At 68.0% G+C, this 14,432-nt stretch carries 13 protein-coding genes and 3 pseudogenes; 7 read left to right on the top strand and 9 right to left on the bottom strand.

All coding sequences use genetic code 11. The features are described 5' to 3' along the window. Window positions 1-108 precede the first annotated feature (108 nt). Both ACWH4W_RS21965 and ACWH4W_RS21960 read left to right on the top strand, forming a co-directional pair. On the top strand, window positions 109-867 hold the full coding sequence (locus ACWH4W_RS21965; RefSeq protein WP_473077592.1) for an alpha/beta fold hydrolase: 759 nt from the start codon (window positions 109-111) through the stop codon (window positions 865-867). Between the two features lie 13 nt (window positions 868-880). Further along, window positions 881-2,128 carry a hypothetical protein gene (locus ACWH4W_RS21960; protein WP_473077591.1) on the top strand — a complete coding sequence of 416 codons (1,248 nt, stop codon included), beginning with the start codon at window positions 881-883 and terminating at the stop codon, window positions 2,126-2,128. Window positions 2,129-2,385: 257 nt separating this feature from the next. On the opposite strand, the gene ACWH4W_RS21955 is transcribed toward ACWH4W_RS21960, so the two are convergent. From ACWH4W_RS21955 to ACWH4W_RS21945, 3 genes and pseudogenes are all read right to left on the bottom strand, one after another. Next, window positions 2,386-2,637, bottom strand: a complete 252-nt coding sequence (locus ACWH4W_RS21955; protein WP_473077590.1) for a hypothetical protein — start codon at window positions 2,635-2,637, stop codon at window positions 2,386-2,388. 350 nt (window positions 2,638-2,987) lie between these two features. Beyond that, window positions 2,988-3,074: pseudogene (locus ACWH4W_RS21950) on the bottom strand (IS5/IS1182 family transposase); the annotation flags it as partial. A 388-nt stretch (window positions 3,075-3,462) separates the two neighbouring features. Further along, window positions 3,463-6,687 carry an RHS repeat-associated core domain-containing protein gene (locus ACWH4W_RS21945; protein ID WP_473077589.1) on the bottom strand — a complete coding sequence of 1,075 codons (3,225 nt, stop codon included), beginning with the start codon at window positions 6,685-6,687 and terminating at the stop codon, window positions 3,463-3,465. Window positions 6,688-7,435: 748 nt separating this feature from the next. Between ACWH4W_RS21945 and ACWH4W_RS21940 the strand changes: the two genes are divergently transcribed. Then, a complete protein-coding gene (locus ACWH4W_RS21940) occupies window positions 7,436-7,624 on the top strand; it encodes a hypothetical protein (protein ID WP_473077588.1) in 189 nt (62 codons plus the stop codon). Further along, window positions 7,587-8,132, top strand: a pseudogene (locus ACWH4W_RS21935) (transposase family protein); the annotation flags it as partial. The gene ACWH4W_RS21940 and the pseudogene ACWH4W_RS21935, both read left to right, overlap by 38 nt. A 106-nt stretch (window positions 8,133-8,238) precedes the next feature. Here the strand turns inward: ACWH4W_RS21935 and ACWH4W_RS21930 are convergent. After that, window positions 8,239-8,424, bottom strand: a pseudogene (locus ACWH4W_RS21930) (DUF6207 family protein); the annotation flags it as partial. 112 nt (window positions 8,425-8,536) lie between these two features. Continuing rightward, entirely contained in the window at window positions 8,537-8,695 is a 159-nt protein-coding gene (locus ACWH4W_RS21925) for a hypothetical protein (protein WP_473077587.1), read from the bottom strand. A gap of 157 nt (window positions 8,696-8,852) precedes the next feature. On the opposite strand from ACWH4W_RS21925, the gene ACWH4W_RS21920 reads away from it, so the two are divergent. Beyond that, window positions 8,853-10,487, top strand: coding sequence for an IS1182 family transposase (locus tag ACWH4W_RS21920; RefSeq protein WP_473077586.1), 1,635 nt, complete (start codon window positions 8,853-8,855; stop codon window positions 10,485-10,487). Here the strand turns inward: ACWH4W_RS21920 and ACWH4W_RS21915 are convergent. The 3 genes from ACWH4W_RS21915 to ACWH4W_RS21905 form a co-directional block, all read right to left on the bottom strand. Continuing rightward, a complete protein-coding gene (locus ACWH4W_RS21915; RefSeq protein ID WP_473079227.1) occupies window positions 10,396-10,593 on the bottom strand; it encodes an IS3 family transposase in 198 nt (65 codons plus the stop codon). The two genes, ACWH4W_RS21920 and ACWH4W_RS21915, sit on opposite strands and share 92 nt — an antisense overlap. 92 nt (window positions 10,594-10,685) lie before the next feature. Then, entirely contained in the window at window positions 10,686-11,291 is a 606-nt protein-coding gene (locus ACWH4W_RS21910; protein WP_473077585.1) for an IS3 family transposase, read from the bottom strand. Then, window positions 11,288-11,590, bottom strand: coding sequence for a transposase (locus tag ACWH4W_RS21905; protein ID WP_473077584.1), 303 nt, complete (start codon window positions 11,588-11,590; stop codon window positions 11,288-11,290). Before ACWH4W_RS21905 ends, ACWH4W_RS21910 begins: the two co-directional genes overlap by 4 nt. Window positions 11,591-11,814: 224 nt before the next feature. On the opposite strand from ACWH4W_RS21905, the gene ACWH4W_RS21900 reads away from it, so the two are divergent. Together ACWH4W_RS21900 and ACWH4W_RS21895 are read left to right on the top strand one after the other, a co-directional pair. Continuing rightward, window positions 11,815-12,738 carry a transposase gene (locus ACWH4W_RS21900; RefSeq protein WP_473077583.1) on the top strand — a complete coding sequence of 308 codons (924 nt, stop codon included), beginning with the start codon at window positions 11,815-11,817 and terminating at the stop codon, window positions 12,736-12,738. 594 nt (window positions 12,739-13,332) lie between these two features. Further along, window positions 13,333-13,473, top strand: a complete 141-nt coding sequence (locus ACWH4W_RS21895; protein WP_473077582.1) for a hypothetical protein — start codon at window positions 13,333-13,335, stop codon at window positions 13,471-13,473. 357 nt (window positions 13,474-13,830) lie between these two features. Here ACWH4W_RS21895 and ACWH4W_RS21890 read toward each other — a convergent pair whose 3' ends face one another. Beyond that, window positions 13,831-14,385, bottom strand: a complete 555-nt coding sequence (locus tag ACWH4W_RS21890) for a hypothetical protein (protein WP_473077581.1) — start codon at window positions 14,383-14,385, stop codon at window positions 13,831-13,833. Between the last annotated feature and the right edge of the window lie 47 nt (window positions 14,386-14,432).

The raw sequence follows: 14,432 nt of genomic DNA, 5'->3' as shown, positions 1-14,432 counted from the left end.
ACGCCGTGCCGCTTCGAATCCTGGAGTGTGATGGATCCCCAGAAGAACGGCACACTCGCGGTACCGGGCGCGAGGCTTCATTTCGAAGTGCGCGGAGAAGGATCACCGGTGCTGCTCATCGCGGGCGGCAACTCCGACGCGGCTGTCTTCAAACGCCTGGCCGACGTCCTGGCCGCGGACCACCGCGTCATCACGTACGACCCGCGCGGCAATTCGCGCAGCCTCCTCGACGGCCCGCCGAAGGACCAGCGGATCGAGGAGCACGCCGACGACGCGTACCGCCTGCTCGATCACCTCACCGGGTCCGATGAATCCGCGCACGTCTTCGGAAGTTGCTCGGGCGGGCTCGTCGCACTCGAACTCGCCGTCCGCGGCCAGGACCGGATCCGCTTGACGATCGCCCACGAACCGCCCGCGATGGGACTGCTGCCGGATGCCGAGGGCCATCTGGCGTTCTTCGACGACGTCCACGAGACGTTCCGCCGCGAAGGCGTGGCGGCGGCCCTGCGCAAGCTCCAGCTCGTGTTCGGCGACGGGCCCGCGCCGACACTGCCCGAGGCCCACGACAACACCGCGTTCTTCCTGGCCCACACCGTCAGGCCGGTCACGCGCTTCGTACCCGACCTCGCCAAGCTCGTGACAATGGCGGACCGGATCGTCGTGGCGGGTGGTCGTGACTCGCGCACCCACACCGTCCACCGGCCCGCGGTCGTCCTCGCGGAGCGGCTCGGCTGTGAACAGATCCTGTTCCCCGGCGGCCACGTCGGCTACGCGAGGTACCCGGTCGAGTTCGCCAGGCGACTCGTCGGGGTGTTCGCGGCCTCGTCCGGCGCGGTGACTCCCTCCCACACCGGTGCGGGCCGCTGACATGCGCATCGTGATGGGGGCCCAGAACTGTGGCTTCGGCCCGGCCTCCGAACTCGTCGCGATCTCCCGGTTGCTCTCCGGCCATGAGCGGGTGTTCGTCGGCAGCGGCGTGGCGGCGACGTTCGCGCGGCGCAACCCGGACGCCTTCGACGCCGTCCGCGAGCTCGACAAGACGTGCGGAAGGGCCGGGGCGGAGTCGGTCGACGACCTGCTGAAGACCGGCGACCAGGTGGTCTCGGTCATGGACGCCGACCTCGCCCTGCGGTTCGTCGTGGCGCGGCGTCCGGTGGTCATGGTGGACAGCCTGTTCGGCTTCTGGCGGCTCAGACGGCCGTTGGCCCAGATCCGCGACCTGTGTGCGAGCATGCCGCGTTCCTCCTACGTCGCGGCAGACCGGCACCTGGCCGCTCTCTCACCCCATGAGCGCGTCGTCGCGGCCCATCTGCTCGCCACGCACAGCGTGGTGCAGAACTTCCCGGGTGTCCCCGAGCGCGCGGCCGAGTTCGCCGCTCTCGGCGTCGGGTCCACGATCCACCTGACTGGCTCGATCATCGATCTCGAAGGACTGAGGAACACCCCGCGCGACGCCGAACCGGAGTACGACCTGCTGGTCAACGTCGGCGGGTTCAAGAACTTCCTCCTGGACTTCGACGCCAACAACGACTACCTGCGCCTGCTCCACCGCTGGATCCCCGACCTGCTGCGAGACTGGCCCCGGTTTCCGCGCGTCTTGGTTTGCGGCGGCCCCTTCGGCGGACACCGCGAGCGGAATGTCTCGGTCGCCGGCCGACGGGCCGACTGCCGTCTCCTGCGGCAGCGCGACCTGCTGCGAGCGGTGGCGAGCACGCCCGGCTATCTGCTCACCCCAGGGCTCACGGCACTCCACGAGTCGATGGCCCTGGGACGGTTGCCGCTGGGGATCCACGAGCAGCACTACGCGCACGTCTACACCCTGCGCCGTCTCGACGGCACGATCTTCGGCCGGACCGCCGGCCGGTTCGCGGACGTCCTGCCGCACCACCGGGTACCCGAGGACGACTTCACCGGAACCGCGGCCCTCGTGGGGATCGCCGGCCGCGTACAGGAGGACGACGAGCTCTACAGCGTGTTCCGCAGAACGTTCAACGAGCGGATCGAACACCATGTCTCGCTCACCCCGGTGCGGCGGCGGCACGGCGTCGAGGAACTGCGGAGACTGCTCGGCGGCGAGCCGGTCCACGCGGTGCTGGCCAGGATCCTCCCCCCTCGGCGCAGTGAGTAACAGTCCGGGGTGCCCAGCCCCGCGGAAACGGCCGGACCGGCCAACCGCTGCGGCCCGTACCGCATCTGTCGCGCGACCGGCAGCGGAACCTTCCCGCCACCTGGAGACGGATTGAACGCCTCTGAAGAACCCGGTCGTGCGGCCTACTTCGCTTTCAGGAACCGGCTGCTCGGCCCCCTGCGCAACCGGTTTCTGACCCCGGGCCAGCTGTGCGAGGCAGGCCGCCTCATGTGCGGTCGCTCCGAGGATCTGTCCCTCTACGGCATCCCCGCCCCCGAGATGGAGGCCCGGGGATCCGCCTCCTGGGCCGCACCGCCGTCGAGTGCACCAAGGACCCCCACCCCGTAGCCATCGCCGGCGTCATCGCCGAGATCGAGGCCACCGCCCCCGGGACCGGCGGCGAGGCGATGATCGTCGACCTGTTCTGCGGTTCCGGAAACTTCGGTCACCACCTCGGCCGGTGCCTGGACCGTCCCGTACACGCCTCCGAACTCGACCCGGTCGTCCACGAGGCCTGCCGACGCAATCTCGACCGTGTCGGCTCCACTGTCGATCTCCGTCTGGCGGACTACCGTGACCTGCTCGGCGCGCTTCCCGCGCGCAGCGAGCGCGACGTCTACCTCGTGGAGCCCTCCTGGGGTCCGGCCTTCACCCCGGAGGGTCTCGACCTGACCCGTACCTCACCCCCGGTCCCCGAGATCATTCGGGACATCCAGCGGTCCCGCGACTACGCGCCGTGCCTGGTGGTGGTCGAGACCGGTCACCGCGTCGTCCACGGCTCCCTCGAGTTCTCATTCAGGAACGCGGTCCACCTGCGCACCTTCGTCCCCAAGCCGTTCCCGCCTCATCGCACCGGCTCACGGAGCGCTTCACGGGTGACGATGAGCATGGTGACCCACTCGACCAGGGCGTGGGGCAGGTCGAGTGCGGCAGGGTAGATGACCAACGAGGCCCCCGAGCAGCGTGGTTGAGACGTCAGCCATCTCGATCAACTGCCTGGGGGCCTCGCTCGTTGCGGCTCGCGGGCCGTCACCTGATCGGTGGCCACCTCGAAGAAGCTCACTGGTCTATTTTCCGCGCCGAAACTGGACCAGCACCGAAGCCGTTGCGACCACGCCTACGCCACTAAGGATGAGGAAGCCCCAACGCCCAGCCGCAAGGGAGGTTCCTGAAGAGAGCACGCACAGAACGAGTACCGTCCACACGCAGGTCTTCCAGATACGGCTCTCTCGCAAGTCCCCTGAGCTTCGCATACATACTTCCTCTCGCTCTTACGATATGGACTGCAGCTGAGCAGGGTGGAGGCGATCGTGCGTCGCCCCCACCCCACGGTTTCAGTCTGCGATGTGCCGCCCGACTACCACCCCGACCCCGAAGGCACCGCCGACGAAGCCGCCGATGCCGACTCCGACTCCGCAGGCCTGGGGACCGAAGAAGCACGCGCCTCCTCCGAGACCAGCCCCGGCACCGGCAGATCCACCGATGATGCCGATATCGGTCACCAGGTCGTCGATGCTGTACAGGCCGGTGGGGTCGGTGTTGTTGATGGGGTCGCCGGCGGCGTAGAGGTAGGGGTTGGTTTCCTGGCCGGAGGGGTCGGGCTGGGTGAAGCGGCCGAGGGTGGGGTCGTAGTAGCGGTGGCCCATCTTGTACAGGCCGGTCGGGTCCAGGTAGGCGCCCGCGTAGCGGTAGGGCTGGGGGACGGCCTCGGTGGTGGTGCCGCGGGGCAGGCCGGTGGGGCCGTAGGCGTAGGTGTGGGTGCGCTTGCCGGTGTCGTCGGCGAGGCCGAGGACGTTGCCGGTGGCGTCGGTGAGGTAGTAGTAGGACTTCCCCCCAGTCGTCATGGAGTTCAGCGTGCCCGCCGGTTCGCGGATGAATCCGGTGTCGATGCCGTTCGTGCTCGTGGAGGCCAGGCCGAGGGCGGTGTGGTGGAACCAGGTCGAGCCGAGCTTGGTGCGCTCGTGGTTGGTGGTGCCGGCGTGGACCAGGTCGTAGGTCGTGCCGGCTGCGGTGATGCCGGCCAGCTGGCTGTGGTCGGTCCAGGTCTCGTTCGTGCGGGGGGTGTTGTCGGCTGCGGCGGTTTCGTTGCCGAGCTTGTCGTAGGACCAGCCGGTGGTGGAGCCGTTCTTGGCGGTCAGCTGCGATGCGTCGTTGTAGGTGTAGGTGGTGCCGCCCGGGCAGGAGCCCTTGCTGCCGTCCCGGGAGGTGAGGTTGCCCGCCTTGTCCCAGCAGTACAGCCACGACGCCTTCCGCGCGCCCGACGCGTCGGCCTCGAGAGCGTAGGTGAGGCGGTCCTGGGAGTCGTAGGTGTAGGTGGTCGTGTACTGGGTGAGGTTGTCCGTGCGGGTGCGGATCTTGGTGGTGTCCTTGCCCGCGGTGTTCTTGTAGCTGTAGGCGAGGTCGATGAACGTCTGCGTGCCCGACGTGGTCCTGATCTTCTCCGGTCGGCCGTTGTCGTCGAGGGTGACCGACTGGGTGGTGCCGCCGGGGTAGACGGTCTTGGTGCGCTTGCCGTTGTTGTCGTAGTCGAAGTCGGTCTTCTGGCCGTCCGGCGCCGTCAGGTAGTCCAGGCGGCCGGCCTCGTCCCAGGTGTAGTCCGTCTTCCCGGTCGGGTCGGTGTAGTAGTCGACGTCACCGCCCGGGGTGTAGGCCAGCGCCGTCTGCGCGCCGTTCTGCAGGGTGCGGCGCTTCTCCCGGTTGAGCTTGTCGTACTCCCACGTGGTCGTGCCCGAGGCGTCCGTGCGGGTCCTGACGTTGCCGTCACCGTCGTAGGTGAACGTAACGGTGGCGTTGGTGGAGGAGACCTCACGGACGCGGTCACGGGTGTCGTAGGCGTAGACGGTGGTGACGCCGCGGCCGTCCTTGACCGTCTCCACCCGGCCCAGCGCGTCGTACGTATAGGTCGTCTCGCCCAGCGGCACCGGGGGCTTGACCTTGATCAGGTTGCCCTTGCCGTCGTACGTGAAGGAGGTGACCTTGCCGTTGCCGTCCTTCGCCGTGCAGCGCTGACCCTCGAACCCGCCGCAGGTCGGGGTGTCCTTGTTGTACGTGTACTCGCGGGTGGCGCCCGCGGTGCCCGTGGTGGTCACCGACAGCGTGTTGCCGTTGGCGTCGTACGTGAAGCTGTCCTTGCGGCCGTCCGCGGTGGTGAAGTCGTTGGGCAGGTCGGTGCCCGCGACCGTCTGGTACGCGGACACGGACGCCGTGGCGCCGAGCGGCAGCTTCTGGGAGACGGCGTTGTTGCGGCCGTCCCAGCCGTACGTGGTCGTGTTGCCGCCCGTGCCGTCCGCACCCGTGCCCATCGCGTCGGTCGCGGTCTGGGGCAGGTGGTTCTTGTACGTGGCGTGGCGGGAGTGACCGAGCGGGTCGGTGACCTTGGTGACCTCACCGTCGGCGGTGTGGACGTACTTCGTGGCGTCGCCGTCCGGGTCCGTGACCGTGGTCGTGCCCGCATCCGACGGGGTGGGGGCGGTGTAGTCGTAGCGCCAGGTCGGACCCGTGTGGCCGCTCGACGTGGACGCGGTGGCGCGTTGCATGGAGGTGACGCGGTTGTGGCTGTCGTAGGTGAAGAGGGTGACGGTGCCCTCGGGAGTGGTCACCTTCGTCACGCGGCGCGAGCCGTCGTACGCGTACACCGTCGACTTGCCGGCCGTGTCTGCCACCTTGGTCAGGTTGCCGGATCCGTCGAGGTCGAGGACGGCGGTGCGGCCGGTGTGGTCCTTGGCCTGCCACTGGTTCGGGTAGGTCTTGACCAGGTCGATCCAGCGGCCGGAGCGGGTCTCGGTGAGCTTGAAGCCCTTGTGCTCGGCGCCCTCGTCGTGCTGGTCGACGGTGATCGTGCCGTCGTTCCTGTCCGTCACCCTCGTGAGGGTGCCGTGCTCGTTGTAGGTGTCCTTGGTGCCGGACTTGCGGTCGGTGAGGGTGTAGGTGCCGTCCGCATTCTTCTTCAGGTCCTTCGAGTAGCCGGCCGGCGTGGTGTAGGTGCCGTCCGCGTTGGCGGTGAAGCGCAGCAGCTCGCCGGTGGCGTCGAAGACGTCGACTTCTCCGTCGTTGATCTGCAGGTAGCGCTCGTATCCCTGCCACCAGCGCTGGGAGACCTTCCCCCACGGGGCTTCCAGGGAGTTGTAGGTGCGGGTGAGCTGGAGTTTCTGGCCGACGCCGGCGATGTCGAAGTCCGTGGCCGCCAGCATCAGGTTGCCGTTGGAGACGTTCACCCGCGCCACCAGGGCGTCGTTCAGGCGGGTGTCGACGATCTGGTGCCAGGGCACCTCGCCCTGCCCCTCGGGCAGATGGCCGGACGCAGCGACGCCCGCGGCAGCCGCAGAACGGGACGTCGAACCCTTGGCGGGTTCCGCACCGGTGGTGCGGGCCTTCTGGTCTTCTCGCCAGGCCGCGACCTCGGCCGACGGCTCGGCCTCCGGCTGCGAGCCGGGGGCCCGGGTCGGTCCGGCCGGCGTGGCGGGAGCCTCGACCTTCGTCGGCTTCGTCCACGGGCTCTCCGGCTCGGGCAGTTGCGGCTTCGCAGTCGCCGCCAGACCGGGAGCGGCGGCGATCACCACGGCGGCCGTGGTGATCGCGGAGACGAAAGCGGTTCGGTGTGTTCTCCGGGCACGCCGGAACGGCGTGTGCGCAACGCGCGGATGCATCGGCTTCCCCCCACAGGAAGTCAGAAGTGCGCCAGACAGACGGTCAAAACCGGTGATCCAACACGGTCACCGGCGCCCCACAAGCTGTCACAAGACACACACAAAGCGACGCACCGTGCCCTCGGAGGTCATATGCATGCGGGCCGGAACCAGCCCCACCGCTTCGGTAGGACAAAACGGGACTTAAAGTCCCCAATTATCGCGAACAACGGGCGGAATTGATGATTCCGTTACTGACTCCGGGAGCTATCTTGACCGAAACCTGCTGACCTGCAGGTTCCTCATGGAAGTCGAGGTCAGCGACCGCATTCTTTCGGCCATGTTCAAACCTGTCCGCTTCACTACCGGACAGCACTCATCGAGTGTCCCTGCCGGTCACGGCGTGAAAGCACCGGGCGGAGAAGTTGGCTCAGAGGACGCGGTGCACACAGAGGGCATCTGCGGCCCCGCTCCACCAAATGCACACTGGGCCCGTCCTGCATGCGTGGTCCCCCGGCCCGCGGCAACCACCTCTGTCGTGAAGGACATCCCTCCGATGAGCACACCGGGCGGACGCACGCCCTGCCCCCACCCCACCCGTCACCACCGCGTCTCCGCGCCTCGGCTCACGCGCTCCGCGCAACGGGCTGGACGCCTGCTGTGCTGGAGCCTCGCCGCCGGCATGACCACCGCCGCCACCGAGCTGCTCCTCACCCCCCAGGCCGACTGGTGGCAGGCCCTGTGGCCGGCGCCCTGGTACCTCACCCCCCTCGCCGCCCTCACCTGGGCCGCCCTGCGAGCCCACGAGAAGGCCGAGCAGCACCCGCCGGACGATGACGCCCTCCCGGATCAGTGGGACCAAGCAGCGTAGGACCCGGCACTTCACTCTGGCTCCAGGCATATCGCATGTTCTGAATGACGCTCCCCGCCCAGGCCCCCCGGCAAAGTCGCCCTGTAGCCCTGTGACGTGGGATTTTGCGGGTGGAAGAGGTGTGCGGGCGTGGTCCAGTCCGGTTGGATGGAGGTTCCTACGCCTTACCGTCCGACCAGGGGATCACGCCCGCGCCATGCCATCGTCCCTCATCCCTGCGCCTGTTCGCACGCCTACCCCGGATCATGAGCTCCTCGTCCAGCTGCTTGCAGGGATACCTGATCCGCGCTGTCGGCGCGGGGTCCGGCACCCGGTGGGTGCTCTGATCGCGGTGGCGGTGTGCGCGGTGGTGGCCGGAGCCCGGGTGTTCACCGCGATCGGGGAGTGGGCCCGGGACGCGGGAAGTGCCGCGCTGGAACGGCCGGGCCTGGAGCGGGGCGGGGTGGACGAATCAACGCTGCGGCGCCTGTTCGTCCGCCTCGACGCGGACCGTCTCGATGCGGTGCTGGGAGTCTGGGCCCTGACCAGGACCGCACGTGTCGCGGGCCGCAGGGTGATCGCCATCGACGGCAAGACGGTCCGGGGCGCACGCGGCAGCGGCTCCGCTGGCGCAGGTTCAGGTAGCAGCGCAGCCGTACGCCCGCCTCGCCCGGTTCACGGACCGTGCGGTCCGCCGGCGCGGTTGCCCATCGGGTGGCGGGCAGTTCCTGGATGGCGAAGGCGGTCTGGTCGTCGGCGGCCGCTACTTCCACCACCGCGAGTCCCGGTTCCGCCACGTGCGCGTCGTTGATCGGCTTCATATCCGGCACGACGCTTGGCTGCCTGCTGGAGTTCTCCGGTCCGGGCAGTGCCACCCGGACCGGGTACGGCAGACCGAGCATTGAGGTTCCCCCGCTGCGCGGGTGTGGCTGACTAGCTGGTCAAGGTGGGTTGACGTGGTTCCAGGTTCGCTTGTTCGGTCGCTGCCTGATCGGAGTAGTGCTTTTCTTCGTACTCGATCGGGCTGAGGTAGCCGAGGCGTTTCTGGATGCGGCGGGGATTGTGGAAGCCGTCGATGACCCTGTTGCCCAATTGGGTGACTCTGACGTAATCATCAGTCGCGTGACATGCCCCTCCTGAAGTGTGTGGTGCAGAGCGGTTCGAGGGTGTGAAACCGGGGCGCCCGGCCGCGAGGACTGGGGGTGGTGCGGTGTCTATGCGGCCGGACTCAAGGGCGGAGGTGCCCGCAGTGACGCGGGACGTGGCGCGTGCTGCCTTCCCCAAGGGGTGTCTGGCGATGAGGATCCGTGAACGCCTCGGCCCGCTGTTCGCGGACGAGGAGTTCAAGAAGGCATTCGGGGTCCGAGGGCGCCCTGGCGTCTCGCCTGGCCAGCTGGCGCTGATCAGCATCCTGCAGTTCGCCGAGAACCTGACCGATCGCCAGGCAGCACACGCGGTACGGGCCAGGATCGACGTGAAGTACCTGCTGGGCCTGGAGTTGACCGATCCCGGCTTCGACCACACCGTGCTGACCGGATTCCGGGACCGGCTCCTCGCACACGGTCTTGAGGAGAAGATCCTGGACCTGCTGCTGGAGCGGCTCACCGGGATGGGACTGGTCGCCTCCGGCGGACGGCAGCGCACCGACTCGACACACGTCCTGGCCGCAGTTCGGTCCCTCAACCGCTTGGAGTTCGTCGGGGAGACGCTGCGATCCGCGCTGGAAGCGCTCGCCGCCGCGGCGCCGGACTGGATGCGCACGTCGATGGACCCCGCCTGGCAGGAACGGTACGGGACCAGGGTCGATGCCTACCGGTTGCCGACGGAGGAGCGGGGGCGGCGCGAACTCGCCCGGCAGATCGCTGCCGACGGTTACCGCCTGCTCGAAGCCGTCTTCACGCCGAAGGCGCCGACATGGCTGCGTCAGGTGCCCGCCGTGACAGTCCTACGCACCGTGTGGGTACAGCAGTTCACCCGCACGGTCGCCGACGGTGAAGAGGAGGTGGCCTGGCGGGGGAAGGACGATCTCCCGCCGAGCAGAGTGCTGATCGCCTCGCCCCATGACCCCGATGCCCGGTACGCGAAGAAACGCGGATCCGCCTGGGTCGGCTACAAGATCCACGTCAGCGAGAGCTGTGACGACCCCAAACAGTCACAGCGCCCGCACCTGATCACCCACGTCGTCACGACCGATGCCACGGTCAACGACGCGATGGTCGTCGATGAAGTCCACGACCGTCTCACCAGTAGGGGTCTCCTGCCGGCGGAGCACCTGCTGGATGCCGGGTACACCTCCGCCGAGCTGCTGCTGACCGCACCGGTCTCCCATGGTGTCACCGTCACTGGGCCGGTGCGGTCGAACAACACCCGACAGGCGGTCCGGGGTGGCGGCTTCGGCAAGACCGCCTTCGCCATCAACTGGCAGGCCGAGCAAGCCGTCTGCCCGGCCGGTGCCACGAGCAGGTACTGGACAGAAGGCGTGGACAACAACGGCCGGGACGCGATCCGCATCCGCTTTGCGACCGCCACCTGCGCACCCTGTCCCGTACGTGATCAGTGCACCCGCTCCACCCAGTACGGACGGCAGTTGACCGTCCGCCCACAGGACCAGGACGCGGTGCTCGAACGCGTTCGCGCCGAGCAGTCCACGGACGAGTGGAAGCAACGCTACGCAGCCCGAGCAGGGGTGGAAGGCACCATCCACCAGGCCGCCGCGACTGCCGGAGTCCGCCGGACCCGCTACGGGGGCTTGGCCAAGACCCACCTCGCGCACGTACTCACAGCTACCGCTGTCAACCTGATCCGCCTCGATGCCTGGTGGAACGAAATCCCACTCGCTTGCACCCGTACTTCGCGACTGGCCGCCCTCGACCTCGCAGCATGAGATCAATTGGGCAACAGGGTCCGTCGATGTACTCGAAGAGCGCGAGGTTCGCCTCGGCGCGGGTGGCGAAGGTCCGTCCGCGGATGCACTCGGTCTTGATGAGCATCCACAGGTTCTCCGCGAGGGCGTTGTCGAACGAGTCGCTGACCGAGCCCATGGACGCCTGAATCTCGGCCCTGACCAGGCGTGTTGTGAGTTTCACGGACGTGTATTGGCAGCCGTGGTCGGCGTGGTGAATGATTTGGCCGGGACGGGTTCGCGGCTGGCCAGGGCGTATTCCAGCGAGGTGAGGATCAGGTCGGCGTCTGCGCGGGCGGAGGTTTCCCAGGCCACCACCCGGCGGGAGAACGCGTCGCGGATCGCCGACAGCCACAGCGGCCCCTCCAGTGTCGGGATTATAGTGAGGTCGGTGACCCACAGCCGGTTCGGCCCGTTCGCGGTGAAGTCACGTTGCACCAGGTCAGGAGCCAAATCTGCATCCGGGTCCCGTCGAGTGAAACTCTTGCCTCGCCTGGGGCTGATCCCGGCCAGGCCGGCCTGGCGCATGAGCCGTTCGACGCGCTTGCGACCGACGTGAACGCCCTCGCGCTTGAGAACGGCGTGCACGCGCGGTGAGCCGTAGATGCCGCCGGACTCCTCGTGGACCTGCCGGATCCTGCTGGTCAGCGCGGCATCCTGGCGGCGGCGTTCGCACGGCTCGGTCTCGGCCTGGCGCCAACGGTAGTAGGTGGAGGAAGGGATGTGCAGTTCCCGGAGAGTGGGGTCGACCTCCAGGTGAGGGTGCTCGTCGAAGAGCGCCGTCACCTGGACCGGGTCGGGTCGAGCTGTGCCGCGAAAAAAGCCGAGGCCGTCCGCAGGATCTCGTTCGACCGCTTGAGCTGGGTGTTCTCCTTGCGCAGCGCGGTCAGCTCGGCGCGTTCGTCGCTGGTCAGCAGATCGTCGCGTTCGCCGGCGTCGGCCTGGCGGATCCAGCCGCGCAGAGCCTCGTGATGGACACCGATCTCCTCGGCCATACGGCGGATCACGGGCTTCGGCTCCGCGGCGCGGTACATCCGCACCGCACGCTCACGCAACTCCAGCGGGTACTTCCTCGGCGCAGGCATCAACAGGGCTCCTCTCTGTGAGTCCCATCTGACCTACTGTCACCGCTTCCCGTATCTCGGGGGAACCTCAATGGGCCACCCGTTACGGCAGGCCGGTCCGCCTGCCCGGCCAGCCCAGTCACCCCGTCACCCGTCTCAAGCAGGCCGGGGCGGATGCCTGCCGGCTCCTCGAGAGCCTGCCGTCCCACCGGCGCGGCTCCCTGGCAGATGCCCTGCGGCAGATCATGGTGCAGAACTTCCTCGTCGACGCCCGCGGGACCCTGCGTCCCCGCACCGAGAAGGACGGCCGGCCCAAAGGAGCCGGCCGGATCATCTCGCCCTACGACCCGGACGCACGCCGGGCCATCCGCGGCAACACCCGCTGGAATGGCTACCTGCTCCACGTCACCGAGACCTGCGACGCTGACGCCCGCGTCAACCTGATCACGGACATCGCCACCACCAGCCCCATCCGGGACACCCAGGCCCTGCCCGGCGTCCACGCCCGACTCCGCGATCGCCGACTGCTGCCCGCACAGCACCTGGTCGACGGCGGCTACACCTCCACCGTCTTGCTGGACAACTCCGCACGCGATGACCGCATCCAGCTCGTCGGACCGGTCAAGGCGAGCGGAGGGTGGCAGAAGGAACAGACCGGCTTCACCCGAGACGACTTCACCATCGACTTCGACCGGCGCAAGGTCACCTGCCCGAACGGCCAGACCAGCACCACCTGGGTCGAGGCCCCCGCCATGGCGCCCTACACAGCCGCCCGGTTCACCTCCCGTCAGTGCGACCCTTGCCCCGACCGGCCTGTCTGCACGCGGGGAAAGTCCGCCCGTACCGTGAACTTCCTCCCACGCCACCTGCACGAACTACAGGACCGCGACCGCACCGATCAGCAGGACCTCCACTGGAGACGGCTCTACGCCACCCGGTCCAACATCGAAGGCACCATCTGCGAACTCGTCAACACCCACCGAGCCCGCCGCAGCCGCTACCACGGCCACCGAAAGACCCACGTCCAACACGTCCTGACCGGCATCGCCATCAACATCGAACGTCTCGCCTCACAAGCGCATCACCGCCCCAGAGGTCTCACGGCGTTTCAGCTCTACCTCGACTCACGCGACCTGACCTGGGAGTGCTGGTGGCGACAAGGCAAATGAGCTCGGTCCTCAAGATCCCCGACTGTGAGGATGAGGCAGCACCGCTCGAGGGCCTGACCCGATCCCCGATTGACGCTTCGGCTGTCCTCACTCTGAATCGTCGACCTTCCGGGCGGTGTCACCCGCGTGTACCGGTCGGCGGTCGTGACCTCATAGAAGCGTGACCCACGTGGTCCCATCACAGTCGTGTCCGTCCGCCGGCCGGTGCGCGCGAGCCAACTCGCCGCGCACGGAAGGAACCCGGCCACCATGTCACAGCCCATCGAGGTGATCGGCGGGATCGATACCCACACCGACGTTCAGAGTCGCTCATTGATCCTCGGGTGCACCCTATGCAGCCCCACCGACAAGGCGATCTCATCGTGTAGCACCAAGTTGATCACGCTGTCGGCAGGGAAGCGCTGGAGCCGCCGTTGTCGGCGCTCAACTGGCCAAGCAAAGCGCTCAGCGACAGCAGCCTGTCCCGGCCTCAGCCGGGAAAGGACATCAGCTCACGGACCGCCCTCTCAGAGCTGCGAAGGCCGCGAAGAAGCATGCGGCCGAGGGACGACAGCACCTCGCCGACCTCATCAAGCTGGCATCCAAAGGAACGTGATGGCGCGGATTCGACTGATGGGTGACGAGGGCGAGGTCGCCGCGGTGTTGGAGGTCCTGCTGCCGTTCGTTCAGGCGTCCACGGCTGTGGTCGCCAGCGCACCGCGCGAGCTGAGCTGCGCGGTGCGGGCCGGCGGGTAATGTTCGAGCTGCTGCCCGCCGCGCCCGGTCCGGTCACGGTGGAGTGCGTCGGCTGGCCTGCTACCCGCCAGCGGGAGGTCACCTGACCGGTCGCGGTGTGCGCGGCGGGGGCAAGGGCATCCGTGCGGTACCCCACTGCGCCCCCCCAGCCGCGCGTGGCGAGGCCGCGCCAGTGCAGCGTCCCCCTGTCGCTGCACTGGCGCGGTCCTTGTCGTTTCTGCAAGCGCACCCGGGCTACTGGCGCCTGACCGCTTACCGTGCTTGAGCTCACACGTCTGTACTCAGCTGGGGGGAGGGTCCGTACACCACCCACACACGAGGCCGCCTGCGGCATAGTCGCGTACGCATCTACCCTCATCACGGCGTACGTCGGCGTTGGAGCCGTTCTCGCATGCGCCGTCGTATGTCGTCATCGCCCTGAGTGGTTGGCACCGGAGGCGCCGACCTACTCGGCTGGGCTCGGAGCTGGGCACCGTAGTGGTCGAATTGCCTGTGGATCTGGTCCGGTTGACGATCTGTCGGCCAGACCATGAGCAAGTATTCCTCGACGGGTTCGTCAACAGCTCCATCGGGGACGGTGTCGCGGCCTCGCGCATGCACCCGGACCCGGTAGGTCCCTGGACCCTGCGGTGTAAGTACAGGCAGGTCCGGGGTATCGCTCATGACGCTTGCGACACGTAGGGCACCATTGGTCGTCTCTACGCTGTGGTCGACGACTTCGTCCCATGCGTCGGTATCCACCCGCTCGGGTGGATACCGACGCACCTCAACACTGATATTGACCCAGCCTGCGCTGATGCCAGTACAGATCACAACCTGGCCGGGCAGAGAAAAGACCAGCCCGTTCGACGTGTCGGACCCGGTCGGGACGCGCTTGTCGGAGTCGGCCAGTTCGAACGTGTGGTAGTCCACGCGGACGAGGCTGGAGGCCGTGGTGGGCGCTGGCTCCGTCATGCGCC

It is taken from the genome of Streptomyces sp. DSM 120436 (assembly GCF_055778765.1).
This window is presented reverse-complemented; position numbering and strand designations above follow the sequence as displayed.

Excerpts from the sequence above, each read along its gene's own strand:
- ACWH4W_RS21960 (WP_473077591.1), top strand. The coding sequence starts at position 881 with ATGGGGGCCCAGAACTGTGGCTTCGGCCCGGCCTCCGAACTCGTCGCG.
- ACWH4W_RS21940 (WP_473077588.1), top strand. The coding sequence starts at position 7,436 with ATGACCACCGCCGCCACCGAGCTGCTCCTCACCCCCCAGGCCGACTGG.
- ACWH4W_RS21915 (WP_473079227.1), bottom strand. The coding sequence starts at position 10,593 with ATGCTCATCAAGACCGAGTGCATCCGCGGACGGACCTTCGCCACCCGC.
- ACWH4W_RS21905 (WP_473077584.1), bottom strand. The coding sequence starts at position 11,590 with ATGCCTGCGCCGAGGAAGTACCCGCTGGAGTTGCGTGAGCGTGCGGTG.
- ACWH4W_RS21900 (WP_473077583.1), top strand. The coding sequence starts at position 11,815 with ATGGTGCAGAACTTCCTCGTCGACGCCCGCGGGACCCTGCGTCCCCGC.
- ACWH4W_RS21895 (WP_473077582.1), top strand. The coding sequence starts at position 13,333 with ATGGCGCGGATTCGACTGATGGGTGACGAGGGCGAGGTCGCCGCGGTG.